The following is a 24,971-nucleotide window of genomic DNA, read 5'->3' as shown; positions in this document are numbered from 1 at the left end:
GCGCGCCTCAAACGGCGCGCTTTTTTTTACGTCCTGCTCGGCGTGCCGCCGCTCGTGATCCAAGCGCGCCGGCGGCGGAGGAATCGGCGTTAGAAACCTCTCCGTCAGGCGACGTGGCGCGCCACGTCGGGCTGACGGCGGCGTTGCCGTTGCCAGAGCAGGAGGCCGGCGGCGGCGGACATCAGGCACAAGCCATACGTCGCGGGTTCGGGCGTGGGGCGGATTTCTTCGTTGAACCAGCCGTCGTGGTTGCCGGATACCCACGTGGTCGTCATCCCGTTGTAATTGGTGAACGTGATCTGGTTGAGCGGCGTGTTGCCGAGGTGGTCGCTCGGTCCAAGCGCCGCTGTGTTTACCGTGTTGGTCGCATACCAGATGGTGCTTTGCGTGACTTGGTTCGCGGTGCTTTTCCAGTTGTTGACCGTGATGTGGACGCCGGCGTCGATCACCAGGTCGGTGGAGGAGAGGACGGTGCCGTCGGTGCCGTTAAAATCGAGGACGGTGTCGGCGGTGATGTGGATCTTGCCGAAGGTGATTTGAGCGGCACTGGCGAGTGACAGGGTGCCGCCGTTGAGGATCAGTTGCGAGCCGACGCCGGCGTTGAAGCTTTGGTCGAAGACGAGCGTGCCGGCGCCGTCTTTCTGGAAGATGCCGCCGCCGGTGCCGTCGATCGCGCCCGAAAACGTCGTGCTGCCACTCGCGTAATTTGACACGACGGTGCCGCCGCTGGCGATGATCAGCGTCGTGCTGACGGCCGAGTCGAAGGCGCCGGTCTTGAGCGTGGCCGCGCTGCCCACCGAGATCGTGCCGGCGTTGAGGTGCGCGGCACCGGTGGTGTTGGTGCCGGTGCCGTTGATCGCGAGGGTGCCCGAGCCGTCTTTGGTAAGGCTGCCAGTGCCGAGGTTGGTGACGCCGGAAATGGTGATGTTGCCGTTGTTGGCGGTGGTGCCGAAGGTGGCGGCCTGGTTGGCGCTGGTCACGCCGCCGCTCAGGGTGAGCGTGGTGCCGGTGTTGGCGGTGAGGAGGGCGGCCGATTGCAGGGTGACTTGGCCGGCAAAGGTGTTGTTGCCGGCGGCATTGCGCAGGGCGCCGTTGCCGCTGATGCCGGTGCCGTTCAAGGCGAGGGGTTCGGCGCTGGTGGTGAGGTTGCCGTGTGCGGCGTTGCTGAGTTCGAGCGCGCCGCCGCTGCCGGAAACGGTGGTGCCGCCGGTGGCGGCGCCGAGGCCGGCGTTGCTTTGCAGGCTGAGGACGCCGGTGTTGATCGTGGTGGCGCCGCCGTAAGTGTTGGTGCCGGAGACGATGAGGGTGCCGGTGCCGTTCTTGGTGAGGGTGCCGGTGGCGCCGCCGACCGGGCCGCTGATCGTGGTGTTGCCCGAACCGGTGACTTCCAACGCGGTGTTGATCGTGACGGTGTTGTTGAGGGTGAGCAGACCGGCGTCGGACTGGGTGCGGGCGTCGTTGACGACGACTTCGCCGTTCCAGGTGTTGTTGCCGGAGAGGTTGCGCAGAGCGCCGTTATTGCCGTAGCCGGTGTTGTTCAGCGTGAGTTTTTCGTTGGTGACGGTGATGTTGTTGGAGAGCTGCAGGGTGCCGTTGGTGGTGCCGTTGCCGTTGACGAGGGTGGCGGAGGTGTCGGTGCCGTCGGACTGGCCCAGGGCGCTGTTGTTGGTGATGGCGAGGGTGCCGTTGTTGATGGTGGTGGTGCCTTCGTAGCCGGCGTGATTATCGGAGGTGATGGTCATCGTGCCCGCGCCGGTCTTCACGATGGAGCCGTTGTAGATGAGGGCGCCGATGGTGAGGTCGCTGGTGTTGCCGGCGCCGCCGACGAGGTTGAAGGTGCGGGTGGCGTTGGGGACCGGGACGGGGCCTTGGTGGATGGTGAGGCTCAAGGCGCTGGTGCCGGAGCCGGTGATGGTGGCGGTGTGGCCGGCGGAGGCGTTGACGGTGACGTCGTCGTTGAGAAAGAGGCTGCCGGTGGTGCCGAGGTCGATATTGCCGCCGTTAAAGGTGAGGGCGCCGATCGTCTGCGCGGCGAGGAGGCTGAACTGGCCGTCGCTTTTGAGCGTGATCGGCGTGGTGTAGTTCATCATCTCGTCGTAAAGGATCGAGGTGTTGGCCTGGATGGTGAGTTGCGCGGAGTTGGCGGCGCCGGTGCCGTCGCCGATGACGACGGGGCCGTTGATCGCGAAGAAGTTCGGGTGCGCGGGGTCGGCGGGGTAGGTGTTGTAGAGGGTGGCGAGGCTGAGGATGCCGTTGTTGATCTGCGTGGTGCCGGTGAAGGTGGGGTTGTAGTTGTTGGTCATGCGCACGGTGTCGGTCGCGTTGGTCATCGCGATGACGAGGTTGCCGGTGCCGGTGACTTGCGCGTTGATATAGGTGGCGATGTGGTTGGCGGCGGAGGTGGTGCCGGTGAGCGTGAGGGTGTTGGCGCCGAGACTCAGCGTCGTCGGGTCGGTGGGTGTGCCGCTGGGGTCGGAGAGCGCGCGGTTGTAGCGCGTGGTCGTCAGGCCGAGGGCGAGGTAGCCGGTGGCGTTGGTGCCGATCGTGGCGTCGCCGGCGAGGGTGATGTTGCTTTCCCAGCGGTTGTTGCCGCCAGTGCCATAAAGCGCGCCGACACCGCTGACCCCGGTGCCGGAGAGCGTGAGCGTGCCGTTGAACGGAGCCAGCACGCTGTCCAATTGCAGTGTGGCGCCCGAAGCGACGGTAGTGCCCGCGGTGCCACTGCCGAGCGCGTTGACGTTTTGCACTTTGAGCGTGCCTTGGTCGACGAGCACCGCGCCGGTGAAGCCCGGGCTCGCGCCGCTCAGGGTGAGCGCGCCCGCGCCTTCCTTGACGAGGCGGCCGTTGGCGTTGCCGCTGGTGAAGGTGCCCGCGTAGGTCGTGCTCGTGGCGTCGCCGACCGTGAAATCGGTGGCGCCGCCGGGAGAACCGAAAGCGATCACCGCGCTGGAATTAGTGCTGGCGATGGAACCGAGCGTTTGGGCGAAGCCGTTGAGGTTGAGCGTGGGCGTGCCGCCGGCGGTGAATGTGACGGCCGAGGTGCTCGCGAGTTGGTTCGCCGCGTCAAGTCGCACGGTGTCGGTGCCGGTGCCGTCGCCGATCACAAGATTGCCGGCGATGGCGGTGGCCGCGCCGCTCTTCGCCAGCACGAGAGTGCCGGCGTTGACCGTGGTCGTGCCGGTGTAGGTGTTTGCACTGCTGCCGCTGAAGGTGAGCGTGCCGGCGTCGTTTTTCGTCACCGTGCCCGCGCCCGTGGCGATGCCGCCGTCCACCGCAATTTCGCTGGTGCCTTGGGCATCGAAGAGGAGATTATTTCCGGATCCAGCGATGCCGCCGGACAGGCTTAATTTATCCGCGGCGCTGACCACGCGAGCGTCCGCGCTCAACGTGAGGAGACTATCGATTTCGTTGGTGCCCGCCATGCTATATAGGGCGCCATCAGTGCCGGACACCCCATCCCCCTCCAAGGTGATGTTGGTTTCAGAGTTAATGGTCACTCCGCCGGTTACCGCCAAAGTTGCTCCATTGCCTACCGACGTCGTTCCGCCCGGTCCCAACGCGGCGTTGCTTTCGGCCACCAAGCCGCCGGCGGTGATGGCGATATCGCCCGAGAAGGTGTTCGCTCCGCCGAGGTAAAGCAGCCCGTCGCCGGTTTTGTTCAAGTCTCCGCTGCCCGCGATCACGCCCATGTAGGTCGTATCGGCCCCCGCGGAAACGACATCAAAAGTCCCGCCGCCCGCCGCCAAGGTGATGCCGCGGTTGGCGTTCACCGTGAGCGTGTCAGTCGTCGCAAGGGTGCCCCCGTCAAATATAATGCGGTCAGCCGTCGGGGAGCCCGGCGTGGCGCCGAGTTGGTTGTCGGCGGAGATTTGGACTGTGCCCGCCAACAACTCGAGGCTGCCCGTGAAGTTGTTGTTGGAGTCGAACACGGTGGTCCCGCCGGCGGCATTGCGGATAACGTTGCCCGTTCCCGCGATCGTGCCCGAGAACGTCTGCACGCCGCTTCCGTTGAGAAATCTCAACTCGGTGTTGTCGCTGAGTGTGAGAGTGCGATCGAAATCGAAGGTCGCGCCGCTGCCCGAAAAGCCGACCGAAACGATTCCGGTGCCTGACTCGTTGGTGAGAGTCAGACTGCCGCTTCCGGGCGAGATGTTGTCGCTGGTGAATGTGAAATCCACGCCCGCCAGCGCCGCGATAGTGGACCCGCCGGTCATCACGAAATCGTTGGCCAGCGAGCGATCGGCGGTCGACGTCAGGGTGCCTCCACTGAGGTCAAGCGTGCCCGTGCCCAGCGCCGTATCCGAATCGATCTGCAGGATGCCGCTGTTTAGAGTCACTCCGCCGCTGAACGCGTTGTCGCCCGCCAGCGTCAAGGTGCTGGAGCCGCGCTTGTCAAGGCTGCCGCCGACGCCGGAAATTTGGCCGGAGTAGCTGGTCGACGTAGTGCCATTGATGGTCAATTTTCCGGCCCCCAACTCAAGGTCGCCGGCCCCTGCGAGACTCGAAACCATATCGCTGATACCGTTCATCTCGAGGGTGCCGCCGGAGTTCAGCACAAGGGAGCCCGCGCTGTTGAAAGTGGCGTTCCCGGAAAGCGCGAGGGTCGCTCCGGAATCTATCGTCGTCGTGCCGGTGTAATTGGCCTTGGCGCTGAGCAGAACACTGCCGTTCCCCGTAATCGTGAGGTCGCCCGCGGTGCTCGCGATGTTCGCATTGATTTCGATCGTCGCCGATTCGCCGGAAGCGGAAGCGAGCGCAAGAGTCAGCCCGTAGCCGCCGAGATTGATCGTGCCATTGAAGACGAGGCCGCTGGCGTCGGCGGTCGTCTGCCACGTCTGATTCGCGTCCAACGCGAATTTGTTCGCGAACGTTTGCGTCAGGGCGACTTGATTATCTATGCCGACGCCAGCCACTCCACTGAGGGTGAGGGTGCGGGATCCCGTGAACGCTTCTGCGTCGGTGGTGCCGGAAAACTGCAACGAGCCAAGCGTCGTGTTGGAGTTGATATTCGGGGACTTGGTAGTGGTTTGATCGAACGTGGCCTTGTCACCCGAACCCGGCACTCCATTCGTCCAATTGTTGCTGTTGGTCCAGTTGGAGTTTCCACTCCCGTCCTGCCACTTGGTTTCGGCAGCCCGACACAGCGTTGCCGCAAGGAACACTGTCGCGATTGTTGCGGCCCGGAGAGCGAGTTGAAGCGCGTTCAACCCGATCGCATGCGGCCGGAAGCGGGGAGCACTTTCTCGCACCTGCTTTTCGACCGGCCAACGGCGGCGGGACGCTGACGAACCAAGGCACACTTCAGACACCTAGGGAATATCGCCCAGATGCTTGTTTCACACGACGCTATCTCCCTTACCTTTCTGTCAGGTTTGGAAGCAAGACAAGTGGACGGCCGGCGATCATTGCCCCTCTTTCGCCTTTGCGACGGGAGAATTCATGGAGCGTCCGCAGCAAGACGGTAGCCTACACCGCGAACCGTGTGCAGCAGTTTGACAGGATATTCCCCGTCAATTTTGCGCCGCAATCGCATCACTTGCACGTCGATGACGTTGTCGAGAGAGGTCAAGCGCCGCGAGGCTTTCCACACGTCGTGCTCCAGCATTTCGCGTGTTACCACCTGTACTTGGTAGCGCAGGAAAAATTCCAGCAAATCCGCCTCGCGGGGCGAAAGTGAGATTTCCTCGCCGGCGCGGAAAGCCACTCGTCTCCGCGTGTCGAGTTGCAGGTCTCCGCACTGCAAAAAATCCCCCATGCTCAGCAACGGCCGGCGCAGCAGAGCACGGCAACGCGCGATGAGTTCAGCTACCACGAACGGCTTGTCCAGGCAGTCGTCGGCGCCGCTCTCCAAGCCGATCACACGGTCATCGACGCCATCGGCGGGAGTCAGCATCAGCACGGGGGTTTGTGCACCCCGCGCTCGGACGTGTTGCAACAACTCCAAGCCGTCGCGTCCGGGTAGCATCCAATCGAGCACCACGAGATCGAAGGCGTGTTCGCGAAGCAACGGGAGCATCTCGCGCCCGCGCCCCGCTTCCATCACGAGCCAACCCTCCTGCGTCAGTGCTTCGACAATAGACTGCCGGACCGGCAACTCGTCTTCGACGACGAGCACACGGGCGGAGGGTGGGGTATCCGGATGCGACGTGCTCACGTTTCACCGCAGCGCCGCGGCGCAGCTCATGCAATATCCCTCGTCTGATGCGCCAAGGGAAAACCGCCCGCGTGCCGTGTTGGCGTGGCAATAATTTCGCCGTGCGTGACAGCCAGCCCTTCGCGCCGGAACCCCTTTTCCAACGCGGATTGACGCGGCATATTGCGGTCGCGCAAAAAGTGCCTTGCACTCGGGCGGGGCGTGCATTGGCTGGGCGACCTGTTCCGGAGAGATGCCTGAGTGGCCGAAAGGGACGGTTTGCTAAACCGTTGTAGGGGTTTAAATCCTTACCGAGGGTTCGAATCCCTCTCTCTCCGCCAGTTTTTCAAAATGCTCGCGTAGGCTACGCGCGAAACACGGAGTAGGTGACGGGACTCCACCCTTCTGCATGGCGGACTTCCCGAGGCGGTGCCTCGGAGGCGACCGGGTGAACTTTGCCTGCATTTGGCCGATTTTCTCAGCGGCTGCGCGTGATTAACGTGAACGCAACAACCCCCAATTACCCATGCCACGTGGAGACAAATCAAGTTACACCGACAAACAAAAACGACAGGCGGCGCATATCGAAGAAGGCTACGAAAAACGTGGCGTGAAAGAAAAGACCGCTGAAGCCCGCGCCTGGGCGACCGTCAACAAACAGACGGGCGGAGGGAAAAAGAAAAAGGCGTCGTCGAAGACGAAGAAGAAATCCACGGCGTCGCGCAGCAAAACGAAGACGTCGTCGGGCCGGAGTAGGAAGAAGACGTAACGCGAGTGGATAGCGCGCGTGGCCGGCGAGCGTCAGTGCGCCCGCACTCGGCTCTTGTTGGCCCGTCGCGGGCTGCGGGGCTCTGGCCGACCGGCGGACTTCGGAAGCCCAGCGGATGGGACGGCGGTTGAGCGTGCGGGTTGGGATTTGCGTCGTCCCGTCGCTGATCATATCCGGAGGTCGTGAAGACGTTTGATCAGTTGACGGAGCGGGAGATTCTAGCGCTCGCCATCTCGCTGGAGGAAGAGGACTCCAAAATCTACGACAGCTTCGCGCAGGGCTTGCGGGAAAACTTTCCGGATGCTGCCGCGGAGTTTGAGCGGATGCGGGAGGAGGAGAATGGTCACCGCCATCGCTTGCTCGACGTTTATCGCAGTCGTTTCGGCGATCATCTGCCGTATTTGCGACGACAGGATGTGGCGGGCTTCGTGACGCGGCGGCCGGCTTGGTTGGTGCGACCGCTGGGACTCAAGGCGGCGCGCACCACGGCCGAGACGATGGAAACAGAGACGCGAAATTTCTATGCGGCCGCGGCACGTCGCACGACGGACGCCGGGATCCGCCAGCTTCTTGGCGATCTCGTGGCGGAGGAGACGCGCCACGCGCACACGGCCGAGGCGATGGGCCACTCGCGCCCGGGCGCGGAAGAATCGGATGCATCGGCGCAGAAGCGACTTTTCGTTCTGCAAGTGGTCCAACCGGGCCTTGCGGGTCTGATGGATGGTTCTGTTTCCACGCTGGCGCCGATTTTTGCCGCGGCGTTCGCCACGCACAACAGTTGGGAGACGTTTCTGGTGGGTGTAGCGGCGAGTGTCGGCGCGGGAATCAGCATGGGGTTTGCCGAAGCGCTGTCGGATGACGGCAGCCTCACCGGTCGGGGACGTCCGTGGACGCGAGGATTTGTATGTGGCGTGATGACGACCGCGGGCGGTATCGGGCACACACTGCCTTTCTTGATCACGGATGTCCGCACGGCCATCGGAGTCGCCATCGCTGTGGTGGCGGTGGAACTCGGGATCATCGCGTGGATTCGCAATCACTACATGGACACGCCGTTGCTCGCCGCGATTTTCCAAGTCGTGCTTGGAGGATTCCTCGTCTTTTTGACGGGTGTGCTGATCGGGATGAGCTGAGCTGGCGCGCGGGTTGCGCGCGAGAGCGATGGATTTGCCGGGGGTGCGTTCATCGGCGACGGTGGCACATGGCACTCGAACGTTTCCACGAGGCGCAGAATCAGCGCGGGCAAGGTTTCTCGGCCGCACTGGCCGAATTGCAGACGGGGGAGAAAACGAGCCACTGGATCTGGTATGTCTTTCCGCAGCTCGCCGGCCTAGGGCGGTCGAGCACGGCACAATTTTACGCGGTGCGCGATGGCGCCGAGGCATGCGCCTATCTGGCGGACACCACCCTGCGGGGGCGACTGTTGCGCGTGACGGAGGTGGTGGCGGCGCAACTTGCCGGCGGAGTGCCGCTGGTTCGCTTGATGGGCGGAAGGACAGATGCGTTGAAACTCGTCTCGAGTCTCACTCTTTTCGAGTGGGCGGCCCGTGCGATGAAGCCTGTTGGCACGAGTGAGGCCGCGGAATTGCAAACGCTCCGGGAACGCTGTGGTGACGTGCTGGGGGCGGCGACGGATGCGGGTTTCCCGCGCTGCGACGACACGCTCAACGCATTGGCGCGATCGCTATAGTGAACGCTTCCACCGCACGTAAAGTTGCTCGACTTTGGTGCGGGCCCACGGGGTTTTGCGCAGGAAGACGAGACTCGACTTGAGGTTGGGATCGAACTGGAAGCAGCGGATATTCACGTGCTGGCTGAGCTCGGCCCAACCGAATTGCTCGACCAGCTCCGTCAGCAGTCGCTCAAGCGTCACCCCATGCAGCGGGTCGTTGGATGAAGCGGGTGCCGTCATGGTCTCATCACGTTTCGCCGGAGGTGGCGGCGCGTTCGGGCCACTTGGCGGCGTGCGCCAGGATCTCGACGTAAACGGTCTCGGCGCCGGATTTCGCCACGGCGGCGATGGCCGTAATGATGTCCTTGGCGGACGATGCGACAGCGGCTTCAGCGGTCGCGCCGACGCGGCAGTGGAACTCCCAGAGGTCGAATCCTTCTGGCGGCGATTTGCGGCGTTCGCGTTTCAGGTATTTGCGCACCTCGTGCACGACGGCTTCGAAGACGCGCTGGTCATCTTTGGCAGGCGAATGGAGCGGAAAATTTTTCTTCATGGCGAAAACAGAGGCAGTATGAGCGCGCAACGGGCGAGGGGTTACAACTCCGTTCCCGGCCGCCGCGAGCGGGCGTTCGGCGGAGCGATCCAAATGCCAGTGGGCTCGATGACAATGCGGCGATCGCGGTAGAGCGTGCCGATCGCCTGCTTGAACGCTTTTTTGCTGATGCCGAGAGCGGCGCGAATCTTCAGAGGCGGGCTGTCGTCGTGCAACGCGAGGTGGCCGCCGGCGGCTTTGAGCGCGGCGAGAATCTGCTCGGCGACCGGAGGAATGCGATGGAAGCCAGCGCGGTCGAGCGCGAGGTCGACTTTGCCGTCCGGCCGCACGGCGCGGACGTAACCATCGAGTCGCTCCCCGGTCTGCAGCGCGCCGGCGAGGTCGGAATGATAGAGGAGGCCGCGATGGGCGTTTTCGATGACGGCGTTGTAGCCGAGCGGGGTTTCGCCAATGACGATGAGATTGACGCGTTGTCCTTCCGTGTAAGGCGGCGGCGTGAGATTCAACCAGCGGTTGAGTCGTGCGCTCGCGATGATGCGGTCGCTGCGTTCGTCCAGCGCGATGCGGACGACGCGGTAATCACCGGGCTCGAGCGGCGAGGCGAGTTCGCGCAGAGGGAGGAGGAGATCTTTCTCCAAACCCCAATCGAGAAACAGGCCGACGCGGGGGTTCACGCTGACGGCGCGGAGATAGGCGAAGTCGCCGACCATCGCGAGGGGCGTCTCCGTCGTCGCGATGACGCGATCCTCGGAGTCGCGATAAACGAAAACGTCCAGAGTCGCCCCGGGGGCAGTGCCCGCGGGCACGTAGCGCGTGGGCAGCAGAATATCTCCATGGGAGCCGCCATCGAGAATCAATCCCGGCGGGACGGAGCGAAGGACCGCGAGAAGGTTGCGTTGCCCGAGAAGTGCCATGCCTTCGTTTAACACGCGGCGCGGACGAGGCCACCACGTTCGGTTTATTTTTGCGCCGCCGCGGGCGCGCGAATCCGCCGTGCCGGGCAGCACGGGGCAAATGCCCGCGAAACGGGGCGGCCGGAAATATTCTGCAACTTCAGCGGCTGGCCCTGTGTGTTGAGGACAGCGGCAAACCTGTCGCGCAATCCTCAACCTCCATCCTCCCATGAATTCGTTTCGCTCGCTTATCGTTTCTTCCGCTCTCGTGTGTGCCGCATCGGTCGGCTTCTGCGCTGCACCTTCCTCCGGCTACGTTGACTTCGGTGCGCTGCCCCCGGGGAAAGGCGATTTTGTCGAAGTGAACCTGCAATCAGGACTGCTGAAACTCGCCGCGCGCCTGGCCAAGTTGCAGGATCCGGCGGCCGCCGAGCTCCTCGGCAGTCTGGAGCGCGTGCGCGTCAACGTCATCGGCCTCGATCAGGGCAACGCGGAAAACATCACTGAACGCGTGGCAAAGATCCGCTCGAAGCTGGCCGACCAGGGATGGGAGCAGATTGTGACGGTGAAGCAGCACAACGAGGGCGCCCAGGATGTGGCGATCTTTCTCAAGCACGGTGAAGGCGAGGCGATAGCGGGGTTGGTGATCACGGTCGTGGACGGTGCGAAGCAGGCCGTGCTCGTGAACGTGGTTGGCAATATCAAGCCCGAGCAAATCGAGTTGCTCGCCCGGCATTTGAACATCGACGGCCTGAAGGACGTGGCGGTGGCCAAACAGGCATAAGCAACCACCAGCAAAGGCACGCCCGCCATGCACTCCTCGATTCCCAGTTCACGACCGCGCCGCCGCTGGCTTCGTTGGGTGCTTGGCGTTTTTGCGGCATCGCTGCTCGTGCTGACGATAGGGCTGGCGCAGGCCGTGATGCTTGATGCGGACGCGGCGACGCTGCGCAACGCGTTGGCCAGGACCGGCGGCTGGACGTTGAAGCGCCACGGACAAATGACGGTGGGCGAAGGGACGCTGGCGCTCGCGAAATTCGCGTTGGACCGCTGCGCGGGGATGGACCCAATGGCGGGCAAGGCGCTCGCGGCGGTGCGTTCAGCCAGCGTGGGCATTTACGCGGTGTCGGCGGAGCGCGTGGATGCAGCGGATGCGCGCTGGACTGAAGTGGACGCCGCGATGGAGCGTCGCGGTTGGGTTCGCGCGGTGGGAGTGGCGCAACGGGGCGACAACGTTGTGATCTACGTGCAGGATGCAGGTCGCGGCAGCGCGACGATGAAGGTTTGCCTGGCGGTGCGGGCGGAGAAGCGATTCGTCGTCGCCTCCGCGGAGATCGCCACCGAACAACTGGCCGAGATTGCGAGCGAACGGTTCGCAGAGTGGCCGATTCACCGGGTGTCCGTCGGTGCGCGGGGCGGGTTCGGCAGTTGGGTGCGTTGAGCAGTCGACGCACGGCGCGGAGGACACGGCAGATGCGTTTGCCAGCGGGCTTGCGGGGCGCGACGCGGGACGCATCGTGGCGGACATGGCTTTGCCGACGATCGTCCATCTCGACGCCGACGCGTTTTTCGTCTCGGTGGAGCAGGTGTTTCGGCCGGAGTTGCGGGGCACAAAATGCGCGGTGGGCGGCGCGGAGCGGGGCATCATTTCGTCGGCGAGCTACGAGGCCCGGGCGTGCGGCGTTTATACACCGATGCCGACGTCGCAGGCGCGACGGGTGTGTCCCGACTTGATCATGATTCCGCACACGAGCGGGCGTTACGGTGAGTTTTCGCAACGGATGTTTGATGTGTGCGAACGACTGACGCCGATCGTGCAGCGCAACTCGATCGACGAAGGTTATCTCGATGTCGGACCATGCGGGCTCGGATCGGCGACCGCGGTCGAGGCGGCGGTGCGTGGGTTGCAGCGGGCGATTTGGGATGAGCTGCAAATCACGGTTTCGTTTGGCCTCGCGACCAACAAATTGGTGGCGCAGATCGCGTCGAAGCTGCGCAAGCCGCGCGGTTTTGTGGTGGTGCCCCCGGGCGAGGAAGCGGAGTTTCTCGCGCCGCTTTCGGTGGGGAAACTGCCCGGCGTGGGGCCGAAGACCGAAGAGACGTTGAAGCGGGCGGGCTTCGCGGTGGTCGAGGATCTCGTCAAGGCCGACGAGCGCGAACTTGCAAAGGTGGTGGGGAATTTTTCGGTGGAATTGCAGCGGCAGGCGAGGGGACTGGATGACCGGCCGGTCGAGACGGAGTCGGAGGACGCGAAGTCGTATTCCCAGCAGGAGACATTCGGCCGTGATGTGCGCGACGAGGCGGAAATCGTGCGGGTGTTGAAGCGCATGGTCGATGAGTTGCTCGCGAAAATCCGGGCGGACGGAAAACGGGTGCGCACGCTGACGATCAAAGTGCGTTACCCGAACTTCGAGCAGATGTCGCACGCGCGCAGTCTGCCGGCGGCGAGCGACTTGGAGGCGGCGTTTTATCCGCTGATCGAGCCTTTGTTGCGGGCGGCGTGGAAACAGCGGCGACCGTTGCGGTTGGTCAGTGCGCGGTTTTCGGGCGTCGACGAAAAGCCGGCGCAACTGGAGATGTTTGCCGAAAAAGATGAAAAACGCCGACGACTGGCAGGCGTGCTGGACCAGCTCAACCGAGGGCGCCGCGACGCAGTCGTGCAGCATGGGCACCAGTTGCCGCCGCGCTGAGATCGACGGCGGCTTGCAACTGCGCTCCGACCGCTACATTTGCGCGTCATCCGCCATGCCGATTTACGAATATTACTGTCCCGACAACCACACGATCTACCAGTTTTTCGCGAAGACGCTCGCGCAAGGGCAGACGGTGCCGAAATGCCCGGAGAACCCGAAATTCCGGATGCGCAAGATTGTGTCAGCGTTCGCGATCAACACCGGTGGAAAACGCATCGAGGATGGCACGAATCCCGATCCAAGTGCCGCGTTCGGCGGAGGGGAACAGGGGGATCCCCGGATGGATGCCGCGATGGGGGCGATGGAGAAGGAATTTGCGAACGTGGATGAAAATGACCCGCGCGCGATGGGCCGGATGATGCGCCGCATGGCCGAACTCACCGGCGAGAAAATCGATGGCGAGATGGAGGAGGTCGTGCGTAAATTGGAGGAAGGCGCCGATCCGGATTCGCTTGAAGAACAGCTCGGCGGACCTCCGGAGGGCGAGGGCGGAATGGACGATCCTTACGGCAGCAGCGGGCCGGGCGAGGCGGCGAAAGATCCGCGGGAGCCGCGCCACCGGTTTCGGTTGCGCCGCCAGGCTCCGACGCGTGACCCACAGCTCTATGACTACGCGTGAAGCGAACGGGCCCGCGCTGGGTTAGCCGTCGTCGCGCGCGGATGCGGTTTCGGAGAAGCGGGGTCGTTCGTAGTGGTCGTGCAGGCGGTCGGCGTATTCCGCAGAGAGAGGTTTTTCGGGATCGTAAACGGGGCTCGATTTAACCTGCGCGCGGGTCAACTCGACGGCCACTTCGGACGCGCTCCAGTCGACACCTTCGCTCCACGCCGGAGCGATAAGAACCTTCTTTCCGGACCACCAAGTGCCGGTGTCGACGACCAGGTAACGAATCCGCCACGACGCGCGATCGACAATGAAATCGGTGATGTTGCCAAGCTCGCCGTCGGAGGCTTTCAGCGCATATCCGCTCACTTCCCGGGCACTGCGCAGAGAGGGATCGCCGCGCGGTTCCGGCCGATGGGTCTCAGCGGCGAGGCCGGCCTCGTTGCTCAGCGCAGGCGGCGTCGGGGCCAACGCCGGCGCCATCATGCCGGGGGAGGCGAAGAGGCCGTTCCAGTATCCCGGCCAACCGTAATAGTTGCGCAACAGCACCTCGTGCTGGCGCGACACGGGTTTCGCGGTGTCGATCTCCGGGCTGTTGCGCACTTGGTCCTTCGTGAGCCCCACAGAAATTTCGTCGGTTGCGAGTGCGACGGCGGACACGGCCTCCGGGGCGATCAAGACTTTGCGGCTCACGAGCCAGGCGCCCGTCTCGACCACGAGGTAGCGCACGCGCCACTGGACGTCGTCGAAATAAAAATCGTGCACGTGGCCGATTTCGCCGTCGCGGGCGTGGAGTTTGAGGCCGTCGAGTTTTTTGGCAGAGCGCAGGTCCAGCATGGTGATTTCCTTTGGCTGGCAAAGTAGCCCCGACCGTCGCGTGGCGCCATCGGCGGCGCGACCTGCGCGGCCATGGGGCCGATGACGGGCGGGCCCTCGTGTCGGACGGCGGCGCCGCGCTTTCGCGCGAAGGCGGAGCGCTGCGCGAACAGGCGCAGGTCAGGCGGAGGGCGGGAGTCCGTCGAGGAGGGCCTGCAACTCCGCGGCGGGATCTTCGTGTTCTTGCGCGAGGGCGAGAGTGAGGGCGGCGGCGAGGAGCGAGCGGGCTTCGGCGGGGCGGTCGAGTTGCAGCAGAAGTTTGCCGAGCAGTATGCGCGGCATCATCCAATCGGCGCGCCGCTCGCAGCAGATGCGCAAGTGCGGCTCCGCCTCGGCGCCGCGGCCTTCGTTGAGGAGGGCTTGCGCGAGGCTGAAGCGAAAAAGTTCGTTTTGCGGCTGGGCGGCGACGAGGCCGGCGAAGTGGGCGCTGCGGGTGGGCATATCAAGCTTCGTCGACTGCCACGAGCACGGCGGTCGCGTTGTCGGGCGCGCCGCGGCGGAGGACAAGGTCGATCAGTTCGTGCAACACGTCGGCGGGGGGAGCATCGGTCGCGAGAAAACGAGCGAGGTGATCCTCGCCGACGACCCGGGAAACGCCGTCGCTGGCGAAGAGAAATCGTTCGCCAGCCTGCAGGGGACGCACGGAGTTATCGACGATCAGCGGCGGCGGCTGGCCGATGCAGCGGGTGAGGGCGTTGCGGTTGGCTTCGCTCATCCAGCGCAGGGTGTGTTCTTCGCCGCGATCAATCGCTTCGTTGGCCACGGAATGATCGCGAGTGAGCCTTTCGAGGCGGCCGGCATGCCAGACGTAGCTCCGCGAATCTCCGACGTGGGCGAGGGATAGTTGGCTCGCGGAAAAGTGGGCGACGCTGAGCGTGGAGCCGATGCCGACATGCGGACTGATTTCTGCGGCCCGGCTGAGAACGGCGTGGTTGGCCGCTTGCACGGCATCGGCGAGCGCGGCGGAGGGATGGTCGCGCACGTAAGCGCGCACGGCATCAACGGTGGTTTGCGCCGCCTCGGCGCCGCCCGGCAACCCGCCGATGCCGTCAGCCACACCGTAAAGGCGCAGGGTGTCGTCGCAGAGAAAGCGGTCTTCGTTCCGGCGGCGGACTTTGCCGATATCGGTGAGGGAGGCAGAACGGAGTCGCAGCATGCGGTGAACCTAGGGAACGCGACGCGTTACGCAAAAGGCTGAAATGCTTCCTCGCGATTTTCGCGGGTGATGCGCACGTGATGGCTGGTGGGCAGCGTGGCGAGAAAGAGGCGGCCGTATTGTTTGGCGAGCACGCGCGCATCAAGAAGCGTGATGACGCCGCGATCATGGGCGCTGCGAATCAACCGGCCGATGCCTTGGCGGAATTTGATCAGCGCTTCGGGGAGCGTGAGCTCGTTGAACGGGTTGCCGCCGCGGTCGCGAATCCATTCCGCGCGCGCTTCGAGGATCGGATGCGTGGGCGGATCGAAGGGCAGGCGGGTGATGATGACCTGCGAGAGCGAGTCGCCAGGGACATCGACACCGGTCCAGAAACTATCGGTGCCGAAAAGCACGCCGTTGCCGGCGGCCTGGAGTTTGCGCGCGAGCTCGGTGCGGGAGAACTCTCCGCCTTGGACGAGGAGCGGGCGACCAGCGGCGGCGAAGTCGGCCGCAAGGGCGGAGGCGCAGGCGCGAAGATCGGCGTAGCTGGTGAAAAGCACAAGCGAGCCCCCGCGCGAGCGGAGGATGCAGAAACGCAAATAGTCGATCAGCGCATCGAGGGCGAGGCGGGCGTCTTTGGCGGAGGGTAACGGCACATCGGCGGCGACGAAGACGCGCATGTTGCGTTCGTAGTCGAACGGCGAGCGCACGACGACGGCCTGGGCGTCGGGTGCGCCGACGCGTTGTTGAAACGCCGAGATTTCTCCGCCGATGGCGAGCGTGGCGCTCGTGCAAACAACGGCGGTGCCGCGCGAAAAGAGTTCTTCGTGCAGGTAGGGCGCGACGTCGATCGGGGCGGTGCGCAGGGTGACGATCGTCTGGCGGCGCCCGCCGCGTTCCGCCCAATAAACTTGTTTCTCGTCGGCGAGGGCGAGCCATTGCTTGAGGCTGGACTGGCAGGATTTAAGCCGGCCTTTTTGGTCGAGCAGCTCGTCGCGCACTTTCCCTTCCTCGAGTTTATCGGCGAGCGTGCTGACCGCCTTGATGAGCGCGAGAAGAGGCGGTTCGAGCAACGGTTCGACGACATCGGGTTCGCGCACGCGGACGATGGGCTGCTTGATCAGGAGCCGGTCGGCGATGAAGCCGAAGAATTGTTCGGCGGCCTCGAGCGAATCGACCACGAGCTGGCATTCCAACGCACCGCCGTGGCGGGTGAGCAGGCCGCGTTTGGTGCGCGGATTATACAGGTATTTGAGGAGGCGATCGACGCCGTAGCTGCTGAGACGGAGGCCGAAGTGATCGGTGGCGACTTCGGGAACGGTGTGCGCCTCGTCGAGAACCACGAAATCGTCGGGGAAAATCACCCCGCGCGCAGCGCCTTTTTCGGTGGCGCCGCCGGCATTGATCAGCGCGAACAGCAACGAGTGGTTGACGATGACCACTTGCGCCTGACGCAGACGGGCGCGGGCGCGTTGATAGAAGCAGCGTTCGCAATCGCAGTTCTTGCGCGAGCAGGCGGAGGAGTCGGCGTTGACGTGTTCCCACACTTCGGCGCTCGGCGGTGGGGAAAGTTCGTGGCGGAGGCCGGCGCGGGAGGTGGCGGCCCAGTCGGCGATGCGCAACAGTTCGTTGTGCTCGGCGGTGGGGAAGAGCTCTTGTTTGCCGGCGAGGGCGGCGGCGAGGCGCGTGGTGCAGAGGTAGTTGGACTTGCCGACGAGCACGGCGCTTTTGAAATCGGCGTAGCGGGCGAGCGCGGGGTCGGACTTGAACAGGCGGCGGCAGAGCGGAAGATCCTTCGCCTCGATCTGCTCCTGCAAAGAAATCGTGTGCGTTGAAACGACGAGTTGGCGCGTCTGATCGATGGCGTGAATGAGACCGGGGACGAGGTAGGCGAGGGACTTGCCGACGCCCGTGCCGGCCTCGAAGAGGAGGGCGGCATCGTCGCGCAGGGCGCCGGCGACAGCGCGGGCCATTTGCTCCTGCTCGGGGCGATGTTCGAGGGTGAGACCGGCATGAAGCGAGCCGCCATCGGCGAAAATGTGCGCAGCGAGCTCCGGCGCGCGACTCGGCGGAGGCGCGGGCGGCAGGGCGTCGTTGTCGTCGCGGAGGCCAATCATCAGGGAAAGGTGTCACGCAACGGTGAACCGCGGGTGCGCGCAAATGTATTTGCCGCGCGGGTGCGGGCCGGGAAATTTGACGAGCATGGCTACATCCCTTGAACATTCGCCCAATTGGGCGGTGGAACTGGCCGCGTTCCTGCGGGCCGAGCCGGGGGTGGGGGCCGTGCGTTTCGATGCCGCGAGTCGCAAGGTGTCGGTGGCGACGCTGGGTGAAGTCGACCTGCGTGAGCTCGAACACCGGGTGGCGCTCACCATCGCGGCGATCGAAGGGCGGATTGGCGGAATAGCGGAAGTGCCGGCGGGCTTCACGCTGCAGCAACGGGACGGCGTCACGGAACTGGCTGGGGAAACGTGTGCGACGGCGCCGAAATTCTGGCGCTGGCGCGAGTTTACGATGCCGGAGATCCAACCGGTCGACAGCGGCGCGGAGCCGGTATCGGAGTGGAAAGAGCTGACGTGGCTGGCGGCATTGTGCGCGGTTTTCGGCCTCGCGGGATTTGTGACGCTGCGGTTTAGCCTCGGCCCGGCGTGGGTGTCCGTGGGATTGTTTGCGGCGGCGTTAATCGCGGGCGGATGGGATGCGGCGAAGGATTCGTGGGCGAATCTGCGCCAGGCGAAAGTGGACATTCACTTTCTGATGCTCGCGGTGGCGATCGGCGCGGTGAGCATTGGCGCGTGGCCGGAGGCGGTGTTGTTGTTGTTCCTGTTTTCAGCCTCGGGCGCGATGGAGGAGTATGCGCTGCATCGCACGCATCGAGAGGTGAGCGCGCTGCTCAAATCGGCGCCGAAGCGGGCGACGTTGATGACCGCGGACGGCGCGGAGCGGGAAGTCGATGTCGCGCAACTGGCCGTGGGTGACCGCGTGTTGGTGCGGCCGGGCGAGGCGTTTTCCGCCGACGGCGAAGTGCGCAAGGGACGCAGTGCAAGCGACGAATCGGCGCTGACGGGCGAAGCGCAACCCGTGGAAAAAGGCGTGGGTGATACGGTGTTCAGCGGAACGCTGAATTTGTGGGGCGCGGTGGAAGTCGAGGTGCGGCGGCTGCCGGCCGAGAGCACGCTGCAAAAGATCATCCGCTTGATCCAGACCGCGCAGAAACTGCGGGCGCCGAGCGAGCGTTTCACTGACCGATTCGGTGGTGGTTACACGTTGCTGGTGCTGGGCGCGTGCGCCGTGATGTTTTTTGTGTGGTGGCTCGGGTTCGGATTGCCGCCGTTCGAAAACACGGGCGGCCAGACGTCGGCGTTTTACCGGGCGATGACGCTGCTGGTCGTGACGAGTCCTTGCGCGTTGGTGCTGTCGATTCCGTCGGCGATCTTGGCGGCGATCGCGTGGGGCGCGCGGCACGGCGTATTGTTTCGCGGCGGGGCGGCGATCGAGAAACTGGCCGAGATCACCGTCGTGGCACTGGACAAAACCGGCACGTTGACGACGGGAGAGTTGAATGTGGTCGGAGTGGAGAGTTTTCCGCCGGGCCGTGAGCGCGACGTGCTGGAGCTGGCGTATGCGCTCGAGGTGAAGTCGGAGCACCCGCTGGCGCGCGCGGTGGTGCGGCACGCGCGCGCGCAGGGCGTGACGGGTGGCGAAGTGGACGATTTTCAGTCCATCATCGGGCAAGGGGTGCGCGGTCGGCATGAAGGCGCGTCGGTCCTGCTCGGGCGCCGGGAATTGCTGGAAGACGGGCCGTTCGGGGAATGGGCGCGGCAATTGCCGGCGGCTTCGGCGGAGTTGAGTGAAATCTGGGTGCTGGGGCGCGATGTCGTGGGGCGCTTGCTGTTGCGCGACCAGATTCGCGCGCAATCGCGGACGGTGCTCGATGAGGTGCGGGCGGCGGGAATTCACTCGGTCATGCTCACGGGCGACCGTCGGCATGCGGCGGAGGCGGTCGCGAAGGAGTTGGGCGTGGATGAAGTGCGGGCGGGTTTGAAACCCGAAGACAAGGTCGCCGCCATCCAAGCGCTGCGGGCGGAACGAGGCAAAGTGGCGATGGTGGGTGATGGCGTGAACGACGCGCCCTCGCTGGCGGCGGCGGACGTGAGCGTGGCGATGGGGGCGCGCGGAAGCGATGCGGCGCTCGAGCAGGCGGAGGTGATTTTGATGCACGACCGCATCGAAAATTTTCTCGCGGCTTTGCAACTAAGCCGGCGGGCGAAATGGGTGATCCGGCAGAATCTGGCGATTTCGCTGGGCGTGGTGGTGTTGATGGCGGGAGCGGCGATTTTCGGTTTGGTGCCGCTCGCGGTCGGCGTGGCGGCGCACGAGGGCAGCACCGTGGTGGTCTGCCTCAACTCGTTGCGGCTCCTTTTCGGACGGAATCGCTGAGCAGCGGCCGCAGAGCGCTTACGGGCCATCGCGCGGCGGCGCGGCTGGATGAAGGTATTGCGGCTCGGGTTGACCCCAGAAAGTGCCTTTCGGGAGATGGCGCACCTGGCCGTGGAAAACGAGCAGCGGGAGATTTTCCCGGCAATACTGAGCGATGCGGCGGGCTTGCGCGGGGGTGGCGCAACCGACGTAAACGGCAAACAAGGAGCCCCAGATCGCGGGTTGCCGCCAGTGTTCGCTCGCCGCGACGAACAGGCCGGTGCGTTCGTCCCAAAGGCTGGCGAGACCGCGCTGCACCCGCTGTGCTTCGTGACGCCAGCGTTGGGCCGAATCCTCGTCGCCGACGGCGGAGAACATCGCGGCGAGTTTGCGGCACGCGTCCCAGAAGAGAACGGAGTCGAATTGCTGGTCGCCGGTCAGCGGGACGGTATCCAGAAAACTGTAAGGGCGGAAGAGGGTGGAGTCGGTGATGGTGACGAGGCCGTTGACGGCGTTGCGCGGCGTGAACTGCAGGGCTTTTTCCAAGGCCGCAGCGGTGGAGCGAAAGGCGCCGAGATCGCCGGACAGGTGCCAGTATTGATCGCACAGAATGACCATGAACGGCGATTGATCGACGGAGCCGTGGCGAGAGAACGGATGGCTTTCGGGGCCAGGTGAAAACACGCCGTGGCCGTCGGCCCGCACGCGGTCGGGCATGCAGCCATCCGAGCGCTGCGCGGCGGCGAGGAAGAGGTAACCACGACGAATCTCTTCAGAGGTGAAAACCTCGGGGCAGCCTTCCAGCGCGTAGGACCAGTCGCGCACCCAGAAGGCGCCGTATCGTCCCGAGGCATCGGGCTCGAAAATCTCGACGCCGTCTTTCGCCGGGCGCCCGGCGGCGCGGAGGAGGCGGGTCGCTTGTTCGCGGAGCCAGCGTTCGTCGGCGGCGAAACGGGCGGCGAGCGGCGCGGGCAAGTCGCGGTTTTGGGCGGCGAGGAATTCGTGCAGCCGCGTGGCGCCGGCCAGGGGGAGCGCGGCGCTGGCGCAGTACTGGGGGACCCCGTGGGTGCGCGGAGCGGCGTCGTTAATCCATTCGTTGATATCGCCGCGCGATTGGAAGTCTTCCACCGCTTCGCAAAACAGCGTGGCGGCGGCGGGCGCGTCGTCGGGCATGAGGGTGACCATGAGCCACGGCAGCGGAGTCGCCCAGTAGCCGCCGTTCTGGTAAGTGCCGTCGTCGCGCAAAGCAGGCGTATTCATCGCGGCGGCACGAGTATGGGGCGGCGTCCATGCGAGCAATCCCAAGAACAACCAACGTGGCCAAGCGCCGGGGCGGGCTGATGAGCGCATGGGCGATGAGCGCGTGGGACGCGGGGAGGCGCAAGGGGCGGACCGCTGTAACAGTTGAGAGCGGGGGCTTAATTGATTCAACGTGAGCGGCGTCGCGGACGGGCGCGGAGCGGTGTGGCGTGGCGGCATGAAATTGCCGAAGCTGCGGTGGGTGCTGCTGGTGTGGTTGGCGGGTGGGATCAGCTTGTCCGACGCGGCGCCGGCCGGGCGACGGCCGCCGAACCAGATTGTAATCCTCATCGACGATGTGGCGCGCGACTGGATCGGCGCCTATGGCGCGGCGGCGCAAACGCCGAACATCGACCGGCTGGCGAGCGAAGGAACGCGTTTCACGACGGCGTGGTGCACGCCGTTGTGCACGCCGACGCGCGTTTCACTCCTGACCGGCGAGTATCCGTTTCGCACGGGCTGGACGGTGCATTACGATGTGCCGCGTTGGGGCGGCCGGGGGCTGGATCCGACCCGATGGAAAACGCTGGGGCAATCGATGCGGGCGGCGGGCTATGCGACGGCGATCGCGGGCAAATGGCAGGTCAATGACCTGCGGGCCGAACCGGGAATTCTCAACGCCCACGGGTTTGATGAACATTGCGTGTGGACGGGCGTGGAGGCGGGAAATCCCGCGAGCGAGAAGCGTTATTGGGATGCGTTTATCCAGCAGAACGGTGAACCCCGCGCGCGGGCGGGGGAATTCGGGCCGGACGTGACGCAGGCGTTTGTGATCGATTTCATACGGAGGCATCGCACGGAGCCGTTTTTCATTTACTACCCGATGATCGAGGCGCACGCGCCGAACGAGCCGACGCCGCTCACTCGGGCGCATCCGCCGAAAGGCGAGGCAGCGCTGTTTGCCGACATGGTCGCTTACGCGGACAGGCAAGTTGGAGAACTGGTGCGCACGGTGGACCAACTGGGGTTGCGCGATGATACGGTCATTTTCTTCGCGGGCGACAACGGTTCCTCGACGGGCGGGGAGCTCGCGGGGCGCGCCGTGCCGATGGGCAAGGGGCGCGTGAACGATGTCGGCGTGCATGTGCCGCTCATCGTGCGGGCACCGGGTCGGGTGCGGGCGGGCGCGGTGTCGACGGCGTTGACGGATTTCACGGACTTGCTGCCGACGATGTTGGCGATCGCCGGTGAACCAGTGCCAAAGGACGCAAAGCTGGACGGGCGCTCGCTGTGGCCGGTTTTGCGTGGCGAGGAGGACCAGACCCCGCGCGAATGGATTTTCACGCAGTATGGTTCTCAGCGCGCGGTGCGGGACGAGCGCTACTACTACGACAGCGAAGGCGCGTGCTATGATTTGAGCGTCGATCCGTTCCAGCAGCGCGATCTTCGCGACGATTCAACCCCGGCGGTGAAGGCGGAGCGTGAGAAATTGAGGCGCGCGCTGGCGGGCCGTCCGGCCGATGCACCGGTGCCGTTTCCCGAATACGCGAACGCGGCGCGACTGTTGGAGGAGAGCATCCGGCGGCATCATCCCCATCAGCACCCTGAGAAATAGTCGCAGGGTAAGTCTCAATCCACGATGAGCACGTGATCGCCGACGCGGACTGCGTCGAAAAGTTCGATGAGATCCAAGCTGCGCATCAGGACGCAACCGGCGCTCAAGGGCTCGCCGATGCGCGCTTCGTGATTTGTGCCGTGGATATAAACATAGCGGTCGTAGGTATCGACCTTGCCGCCGCGGTTGATGCCGGGCTCGAGTCCGCGGAGCCAGAGGATGCGCGTGGTGATGAGATTCGAATCGGCGGTGGCGTCGGGTAATTCGGCAAAGTGGCGGCCGGTGGGCACGCGGGATTTGAAGACCATGCCGGGCGGCTGGCCGGCGCCGATGCGCTCGGCGATTTCATGGAGGCCGCGCGGTGTGCCGAGGGAACCTTTAAGGTTCGAAGGTGGCCGCTTCGACGTGGAAACGGGGTGGGCTTTAACGAGTTCGCCGCCGCGGAAGAATTGGAGCGTGGCGGCGCCGATGCGAACGAGGAGGAAGCGGTCTGTGGGCTTGATGCCAAGGCGCTCGTGGGCTTTGGTGACCCGTTCCAACGAAAATTCCATGAGTTCGCCTTCCTTCACAGTCGGTATCGTCGGCGCCACGGGCGCGACGGGTCAAGAGTTGCTGCGGCTGCTGCAGCAACGGAATTTCCCGGTGGCCACACTGCGGCTTTTTGCCTCGGCGCGGTCAGCAGGCAAGACGGTGGAGTTCGGCGGAAAAACGGTCGTAATTGAAGAGGCGAAGCCGGGCGTGTTCGGCGATGTCGACGTCGCGTTTTTCGCGACGGAGGGCGCAATCACGAAGGCGCTCGCGCCGGACGCGGTGCAAGCGGGCTGTCTGGTGATCGACAAGAGTTCGGCCTACCGGATGGATCCGGCGGTGCCACTCGTGATACCCGAGATCAACCCGCAGGAGCTGCGCCAGCACCATGGCATCATTGCGAATCCGAATTGTTCGACCGCCGTGGCGTTGATGGCCTTGTGGCCGCTGCACCAGGCGTTTGGGTTGAAGCGGTATTTGGCGGCGACGTATCAATCGGTGTCCGGCACGGGCACGGATGCGATTGACGAACTTGAGGCGCAAGTGCGGGCGCATGTCGCGGGCACGCCCATTACGAAGAAGGTTTATCCCTATCAGATCGCGTTCAACGCGATCCCGCAGGTCGATTCGTTTGGGGCCGATGGTTACACGGGCGAAGAGACCAAGATGCGGCAGGAGAGCCGGCGCATCATGGGGCTGCCGAATCTGCCGGTTTCGGCGACGTGCGTGCGCGTGCCGGTGGTGCAGGCGCATTCGGTGGCGATCAACGCCGAGTTCGAACGGCCGGTGAGCGTCGAGGCGGCGCGGGCGGCGATCGCGGCCTTTGCGGGTGCGGAGCTCGTGGACGATCCGGCGAACAAGCGTTATCCGACGCCGCTCGATTTCACGCGGCAGGTGAAATGCGGCGTGGGCCGGATTCGCATCGATACCGCGCTCGAAAACGGACTCTCCTTGTGGGTCAGCGGCGACAATCTCTGGAAGGGCGCGGCGTTGAACGCGCTGCAGAACGCCGAGTTGATGGCGCGCGAGGGCTGGCTCAAACCGAAGGCCATTGCCGCGGCGTGACCTCGGGGGCGAGGGCGCGGAACGGCATTGGCCGCGCGCGCCTTTTTCCTGCGGCAGAGAGGGAGCGGGGCGCCGGGCGCGCCGGCGGACACGTCATAGTCGGAATAATTCCTTGTCATAGCGGAGGCCCGGCCGCTTCAATCAGCCCTTGGGTCGGACGCCTAGCTCAGTTGGTTAGAGCATCTCGTTTACACCGAGGGGGTCGGGGGTTCGAGTCCCTCGGCGTCCACCAACGCTCTCTTCCTTACAATTCACTTTCATGCGACACACCATCTCAGTTCTCGTTGAGAACAAGTTCGGCGTCCTGGCGCGCGTGTCCGGAATGTTTTCCGGCCGCGGCTTCAACATCGATTCGCTCAACGTCGCTCCCACCCACGATGCCTCGCTCTCGCGGATCACCGCGGTGCTGAAAGGCGACGACAGCTCGCTTGATCTGTGCATCAAGCAACTGCGCAAGCTGGTCAACGTGGTCGAAGTCGTCGATTTCAAGGACGGGCAGGCGGTCGCACGCGAGCTGGTGCTCGTGCGGGTGAAGGCCGATGCGAAGACGCGGTCCGAGCTGTTGCAGATCAAAGACATTTTCCGCGCGAAGATCGTGCACCTCTCGATGGATTCGATCATCATGGAAGCGACGGGCGACGATGAGAAGGTCAGCGCGTTGCTCGGCCTGCTGGAGCCGTTTGGCATTCTCGAACTGGCCCGCACCGGCCGGCTGGCGCTGAAGCGCTGAGACAAACGCGCGCCGCCTCCACTTCCTTCCTTAACCCTGTCCGTAAT

General features: G+C 64.6%; 22 protein-coding genes and 2 tRNA genes. 13 read left to right on the top strand and 11 right to left on the bottom strand.

The genetic code is table 11. The features are described from left to right. Window positions 1–104: 104 nt before the first annotated feature. Together K0B96_RS17535 and K0B96_RS10015 are read right to left on the bottom strand one after the other, a co-directional pair. Window positions 105–5,162 (bottom strand): beta strand repeat-containing protein, encoded by a 5,058-nt coding sequence (locus K0B96_RS17535; RefSeq protein ID WP_220160766.1) that lies wholly within the window; start codon window positions 5,160–5,162, stop codon window positions 105–107. A gap of 275 nt (window positions 5,163–5,437) precedes the next feature. Continuing rightward, window positions 5,438–6,154, bottom strand: coding sequence for a response regulator transcription factor (locus tag K0B96_RS10015; protein WP_220160765.1), 717 nt, complete (start codon window positions 6,152–6,154; stop codon window positions 5,438–5,440). Window positions 6,155–6,380: 226 nt separating this feature from the next. On the opposite strand from K0B96_RS10015, the gene K0B96_RS10010 reads away from it, so the two are divergent. The 4 genes from K0B96_RS10010 to K0B96_RS09995 all read left to right on the top strand — a co-directional run bounded on the left by K0B96_RS10010 (window position 6,381) and on the right by K0B96_RS09995 (window position 8,592). Next, a tRNA-Ser gene (locus tag K0B96_RS10010) sits at window positions 6,381–6,474 on the top strand. Window positions 6,475–6,659: 185 nt separating this feature from the next. Continuing rightward, window positions 6,660–6,902, top strand: coding sequence for a hypothetical protein (locus K0B96_RS10005; RefSeq protein ID WP_220160764.1), 243 nt, complete (start codon window positions 6,660–6,662; stop codon window positions 6,900–6,902). 182 nt (window positions 6,903–7,084) lie between these two features. After that, the gene (gene mbfA, locus K0B96_RS10000) at window positions 7,085–8,035 is read left to right on the top strand and encodes an iron exporter MbfA (protein ID WP_220160763.1); all 951 of its coding nucleotides are present in this window, start codon (window positions 7,085–7,087) and stop codon (window positions 8,033–8,035) included. 68 nt (window positions 8,036–8,103) lie between these two features. Beyond that, window positions 8,104–8,592, top strand: coding sequence for a DUF1810 family protein (locus K0B96_RS09995; protein WP_220160762.1), 489 nt, complete (start codon window positions 8,104–8,106; stop codon window positions 8,590–8,592). On the opposite strand, the gene K0B96_RS09990 is transcribed toward K0B96_RS09995, so the two are convergent. From K0B96_RS09990 to K0B96_RS09980, 3 genes are read right to left on the bottom strand one after another with little or no spacing between them, the layout of a single operon-like run. Next, a complete protein-coding gene (locus K0B96_RS09990) occupies window positions 8,587–8,814 on the bottom strand; it encodes a VF530 family protein (protein WP_220160761.1) in 228 nt (75 codons plus the stop codon). The genes K0B96_RS09995 and K0B96_RS09990 overlap by 6 nt on opposite strands. A 7-nt stretch (window positions 8,815–8,821) precedes the next feature. After that, the gene (locus K0B96_RS09985; protein WP_220160760.1) at window positions 8,822–9,127 is read right to left on the bottom strand and encodes a DUF6172 family protein; all 306 of its coding nucleotides are present in this window, start codon (window positions 9,125–9,127) and stop codon (window positions 8,822–8,824) included. A gap of 41 nt (window positions 9,128–9,168) precedes the next feature. Next, window positions 9,169–10,041 carry a CvfB family protein gene (locus tag K0B96_RS09980; protein WP_220160759.1) on the bottom strand — a complete coding sequence of 291 codons (873 nt, stop codon included), beginning with the start codon at window positions 10,039–10,041 and terminating at the stop codon, window positions 9,169–9,171. A gap of 208 nt (window positions 10,042–10,249) precedes the next feature. Here K0B96_RS09980 and K0B96_RS09975 point away from each other — a divergent pair, with 208 nt between their 5' ends. From K0B96_RS09975 to K0B96_RS09960, 4 genes are all read left to right on the top strand, one after another. Further along, a complete protein-coding gene (locus K0B96_RS09975; protein WP_220160758.1) occupies window positions 10,250–10,804 on the top strand; it encodes a DUF4252 domain-containing protein in 555 nt (184 codons plus the stop codon). Window positions 10,805–10,831: 27 nt separating this feature from the next. Then, the gene (locus K0B96_RS09970; RefSeq protein WP_220160757.1) at window positions 10,832–11,461 is read left to right on the top strand and encodes a hypothetical protein; all 630 of its coding nucleotides are present in this window, start codon (window positions 10,832–10,834) and stop codon (window positions 11,459–11,461) included. Window positions 11,462–11,546: 85 nt separating this feature from the next. Continuing rightward, window positions 11,547–12,710: a DNA polymerase IV gene (dinB, locus tag K0B96_RS09965; protein WP_220160756.1), complete on the top strand. Its 1,164-nt coding sequence runs from the start codon at window positions 11,547–11,549 to the stop codon at window positions 12,708–12,710. Further along, entirely contained in the window at window positions 12,613–13,332 is a 720-nt protein-coding gene (locus K0B96_RS09960) for an FmdB family zinc ribbon protein (RefSeq protein ID WP_255558610.1), read from the top strand. Before dinB ends, K0B96_RS09960 begins: the two co-directional genes overlap by 98 nt. 21 nt (window positions 13,333–13,353) lie before the next feature. Here the strand turns inward: K0B96_RS09960 and K0B96_RS09955 are convergent, their stop codons facing one another. The 4 genes from K0B96_RS09955 to K0B96_RS09940 all read right to left on the bottom strand — a co-directional run bounded on the left by K0B96_RS09955 (window position 13,354) and on the right by K0B96_RS09940 (window position 17,445). Further along, window positions 13,354–14,151, bottom strand: a complete 798-nt coding sequence (locus K0B96_RS09955; protein WP_220160754.1) for a PRC-barrel domain containing protein — start codon at window positions 14,149–14,151, stop codon at window positions 13,354–13,356. Window positions 14,152–14,310: 159 nt separating this feature from the next. After that, window positions 14,311–14,631: a molecular chaperone DnaJ gene (locus K0B96_RS09950; protein ID WP_220160753.1), complete on the bottom strand. Its 321-nt coding sequence runs from the start codon at window positions 14,629–14,631 to the stop codon at window positions 14,311–14,313. 1 nt (window position 14,632) lies between these two features. Continuing rightward, entirely contained in the window at window positions 14,633–15,346 is a 714-nt protein-coding gene (locus K0B96_RS09945; protein ID WP_220160752.1) for a PP2C family protein-serine/threonine phosphatase, read from the bottom strand. Between the two features lie 26 nt (window positions 15,347–15,372). Further along, window positions 15,373–17,445, bottom strand: a complete 2,073-nt coding sequence (locus tag K0B96_RS09940) for an ATP-dependent DNA helicase (RefSeq protein WP_220160751.1) — start codon at window positions 17,443–17,445, stop codon at window positions 15,373–15,375. Window positions 17,446–17,530: 85 nt separating this feature from the next. Between K0B96_RS09940 and K0B96_RS09935 the strand changes: the two genes are divergently transcribed. Continuing rightward, window positions 17,531–19,768, top strand: a complete 2,238-nt coding sequence (locus K0B96_RS09935) for a heavy metal translocating P-type ATPase (RefSeq protein ID WP_220160750.1) — start codon at window positions 17,531–17,533, stop codon at window positions 19,766–19,768. Window positions 19,769–19,786: 18 nt separating this feature from the next. Here K0B96_RS09935 and K0B96_RS09930 read toward each other — a convergent pair whose 3' ends face one another. Continuing rightward, window positions 19,787–21,007: an MGH1-like glycoside hydrolase domain-containing protein gene (locus K0B96_RS09930; protein ID WP_220160749.1), complete on the bottom strand. Its 1,221-nt coding sequence runs from the start codon at window positions 21,005–21,007 to the stop codon at window positions 19,787–19,789. Window positions 21,008–21,224: 217 nt separating this feature from the next. On the opposite strand from K0B96_RS09930, the gene K0B96_RS09925 reads away from it, so the two are divergent. After that, window positions 21,225–22,601, top strand: a complete 1,377-nt coding sequence (locus K0B96_RS09925; RefSeq protein ID WP_220160748.1) for a sulfatase family protein — start codon at window positions 21,225–21,227, stop codon at window positions 22,599–22,601. A gap of 14 nt (window positions 22,602–22,615) precedes the next feature. Here the strand turns inward: K0B96_RS09925 and K0B96_RS09920 are convergent, their stop codons facing one another. Continuing rightward, window positions 22,616–23,152: a L,D-transpeptidase gene (locus tag K0B96_RS09920; RefSeq protein WP_220160747.1), complete on the bottom strand. Its 537-nt coding sequence runs from the start codon at window positions 23,150–23,152 to the stop codon at window positions 22,616–22,618. On the opposite strand from K0B96_RS09920, the gene K0B96_RS09915 reads away from it, so the two are divergent. The 3 genes from K0B96_RS09915 to ilvN all read left to right on the top strand — a co-directional run bounded on the left by K0B96_RS09915 (window position 23,151) and on the right by ilvN (window position 24,924). Beyond that, window positions 23,151–24,194, top strand: a complete 1,044-nt coding sequence (locus K0B96_RS09915) for an aspartate-semialdehyde dehydrogenase (RefSeq protein ID WP_220160746.1) — start codon at window positions 23,151–23,153, stop codon at window positions 24,192–24,194. The two genes, K0B96_RS09920 and K0B96_RS09915, sit on opposite strands and share 2 nt — an antisense overlap. Window positions 24,195–24,349: 155 nt before the next feature. Then, window positions 24,350–24,426: transfer RNA gene (locus tag K0B96_RS09910), tRNA-Val, on the top strand. Window positions 24,427–24,453: 27 nt separating this feature from the next. Continuing rightward, a complete protein-coding gene (gene ilvN, locus K0B96_RS09905) occupies window positions 24,454–24,924 on the top strand; it encodes an acetolactate synthase small subunit (RefSeq protein ID WP_220160745.1) in 471 nt (156 codons plus the stop codon). The last annotated feature ends 47 nt before the right edge of the window (window positions 24,925–24,971 follow it).

Source organism: Horticoccus luteus, from assembly GCF_019464535.1.
In the GTDB taxonomy this organism is placed as follows: Bacteria; Verrucomicrobiota; Verrucomicrobiia; order Opitutales; family Opitutaceae; genus Horticoccus; species Horticoccus luteus.
Note: the sequence above shows the minus strand (reverse complement) of the source record. Positions and strands in the feature narration are given on the sequence as shown.

Bases quoted from the DNA above. Each gene is read 5' to 3' on its own strand.
- K0B96_RS09945 (WP_220160752.1), bottom strand. From the start codon at position 15,346: ATGCTGCGACTCCGTTCTGCCTCCCTCACCGATATCGGCAAAGTCCGC.
- K0B96_RS09915 (WP_220160746.1), top strand. From the start codon at position 23,151: ATGAGTTCGCCTTCCTTCACAGTCGGTATCGTCGGCGCCACGGGCGCG.
- K0B96_RS09935 (WP_220160750.1), top strand. From the start codon at position 17,531: ATGGCTACATCCCTTGAACATTCGCCCAATTGGGCGGTGGAACTGGCC.
- K0B96_RS09970 (WP_220160757.1), top strand. From the start codon at position 10,832: ATGCACTCCTCGATTCCCAGTTCACGACCGCGCCGCCGCTGGCTTCGT.
- K0B96_RS09995 (WP_220160762.1), top strand. From the start codon at position 8,104: ATGGCACTCGAACGTTTCCACGAGGCGCAGAATCAGCGCGGGCAAGGT.
- K0B96_RS09990 (WP_220160761.1), bottom strand. From the start codon at position 8,814: ATGACGGCACCCGCTTCATCCAACGACCCGCTGCATGGGGTGACGCTT.
- K0B96_RS09920 (WP_220160747.1), bottom strand. From the start codon at position 23,152: ATGGAATTTTCGTTGGAACGGGTCACCAAAGCCCACGAGCGCCTTGGC.
- K0B96_RS09925 (WP_220160748.1), top strand. From the start codon at position 21,225: ATGAAATTGCCGAAGCTGCGGTGGGTGCTGCTGGTGTGGTTGGCGGGT.
- K0B96_RS09980 (WP_220160759.1), bottom strand. From the start codon at position 10,041: ATGGCACTTCTCGGGCAACGCAACCTTCTCGCGGTCCTTCGCTCCGTC.
- K0B96_RS09985 (WP_220160760.1), bottom strand. From the start codon at position 9,127: ATGAAGAAAAATTTTCCGCTCCATTCGCCTGCCAAAGATGACCAGCGC.
- K0B96_RS09975 (WP_220160758.1), top strand. From the start codon at position 10,250: ATGAATTCGTTTCGCTCGCTTATCGTTTCTTCCGCTCTCGTGTGTGCC.
- K0B96_RS09960 (WP_255558610.1), top strand. From the start codon at position 12,613: ATGAAAAACGCCGACGACTGGCAGGCGTGCTGGACCAGCTCAACCGAG.
- ilvN (WP_220160745.1), top strand. From the start codon at position 24,454: ATGCGACACACCATCTCAGTTCTCGTTGAGAACAAGTTCGGCGTCCTG.
- K0B96_RS09955 (WP_220160754.1), bottom strand. From the start codon at position 14,151: ATGCTGGACCTGCGCTCTGCCAAAAAACTCGACGGCCTCAAACTCCAC.
- dinB (WP_220160756.1), top strand. From the start codon at position 11,547: ATGGCTTTGCCGACGATCGTCCATCTCGACGCCGACGCGTTTTTCGTC.
- K0B96_RS09940 (WP_220160751.1), bottom strand. From the start codon at position 17,445: ATGATTGGCCTCCGCGACGACAACGACGCCCTGCCGCCCGCGCCTCCG.
- K0B96_RS10005 (WP_220160764.1), top strand. From the start codon at position 6,660: ATGCCACGTGGAGACAAATCAAGTTACACCGACAAACAAAAACGACAG.
- K0B96_RS09950 (WP_220160753.1), bottom strand. From the start codon at position 14,631: ATGCCCACCCGCAGCGCCCACTTCGCCGGCCTCGTCGCCGCCCAGCCG.
- K0B96_RS09930 (WP_220160749.1), bottom strand. From the start codon at position 21,007: ATGAATACGCCTGCTTTGCGCGACGACGGCACTTACCAGAACGGCGGC.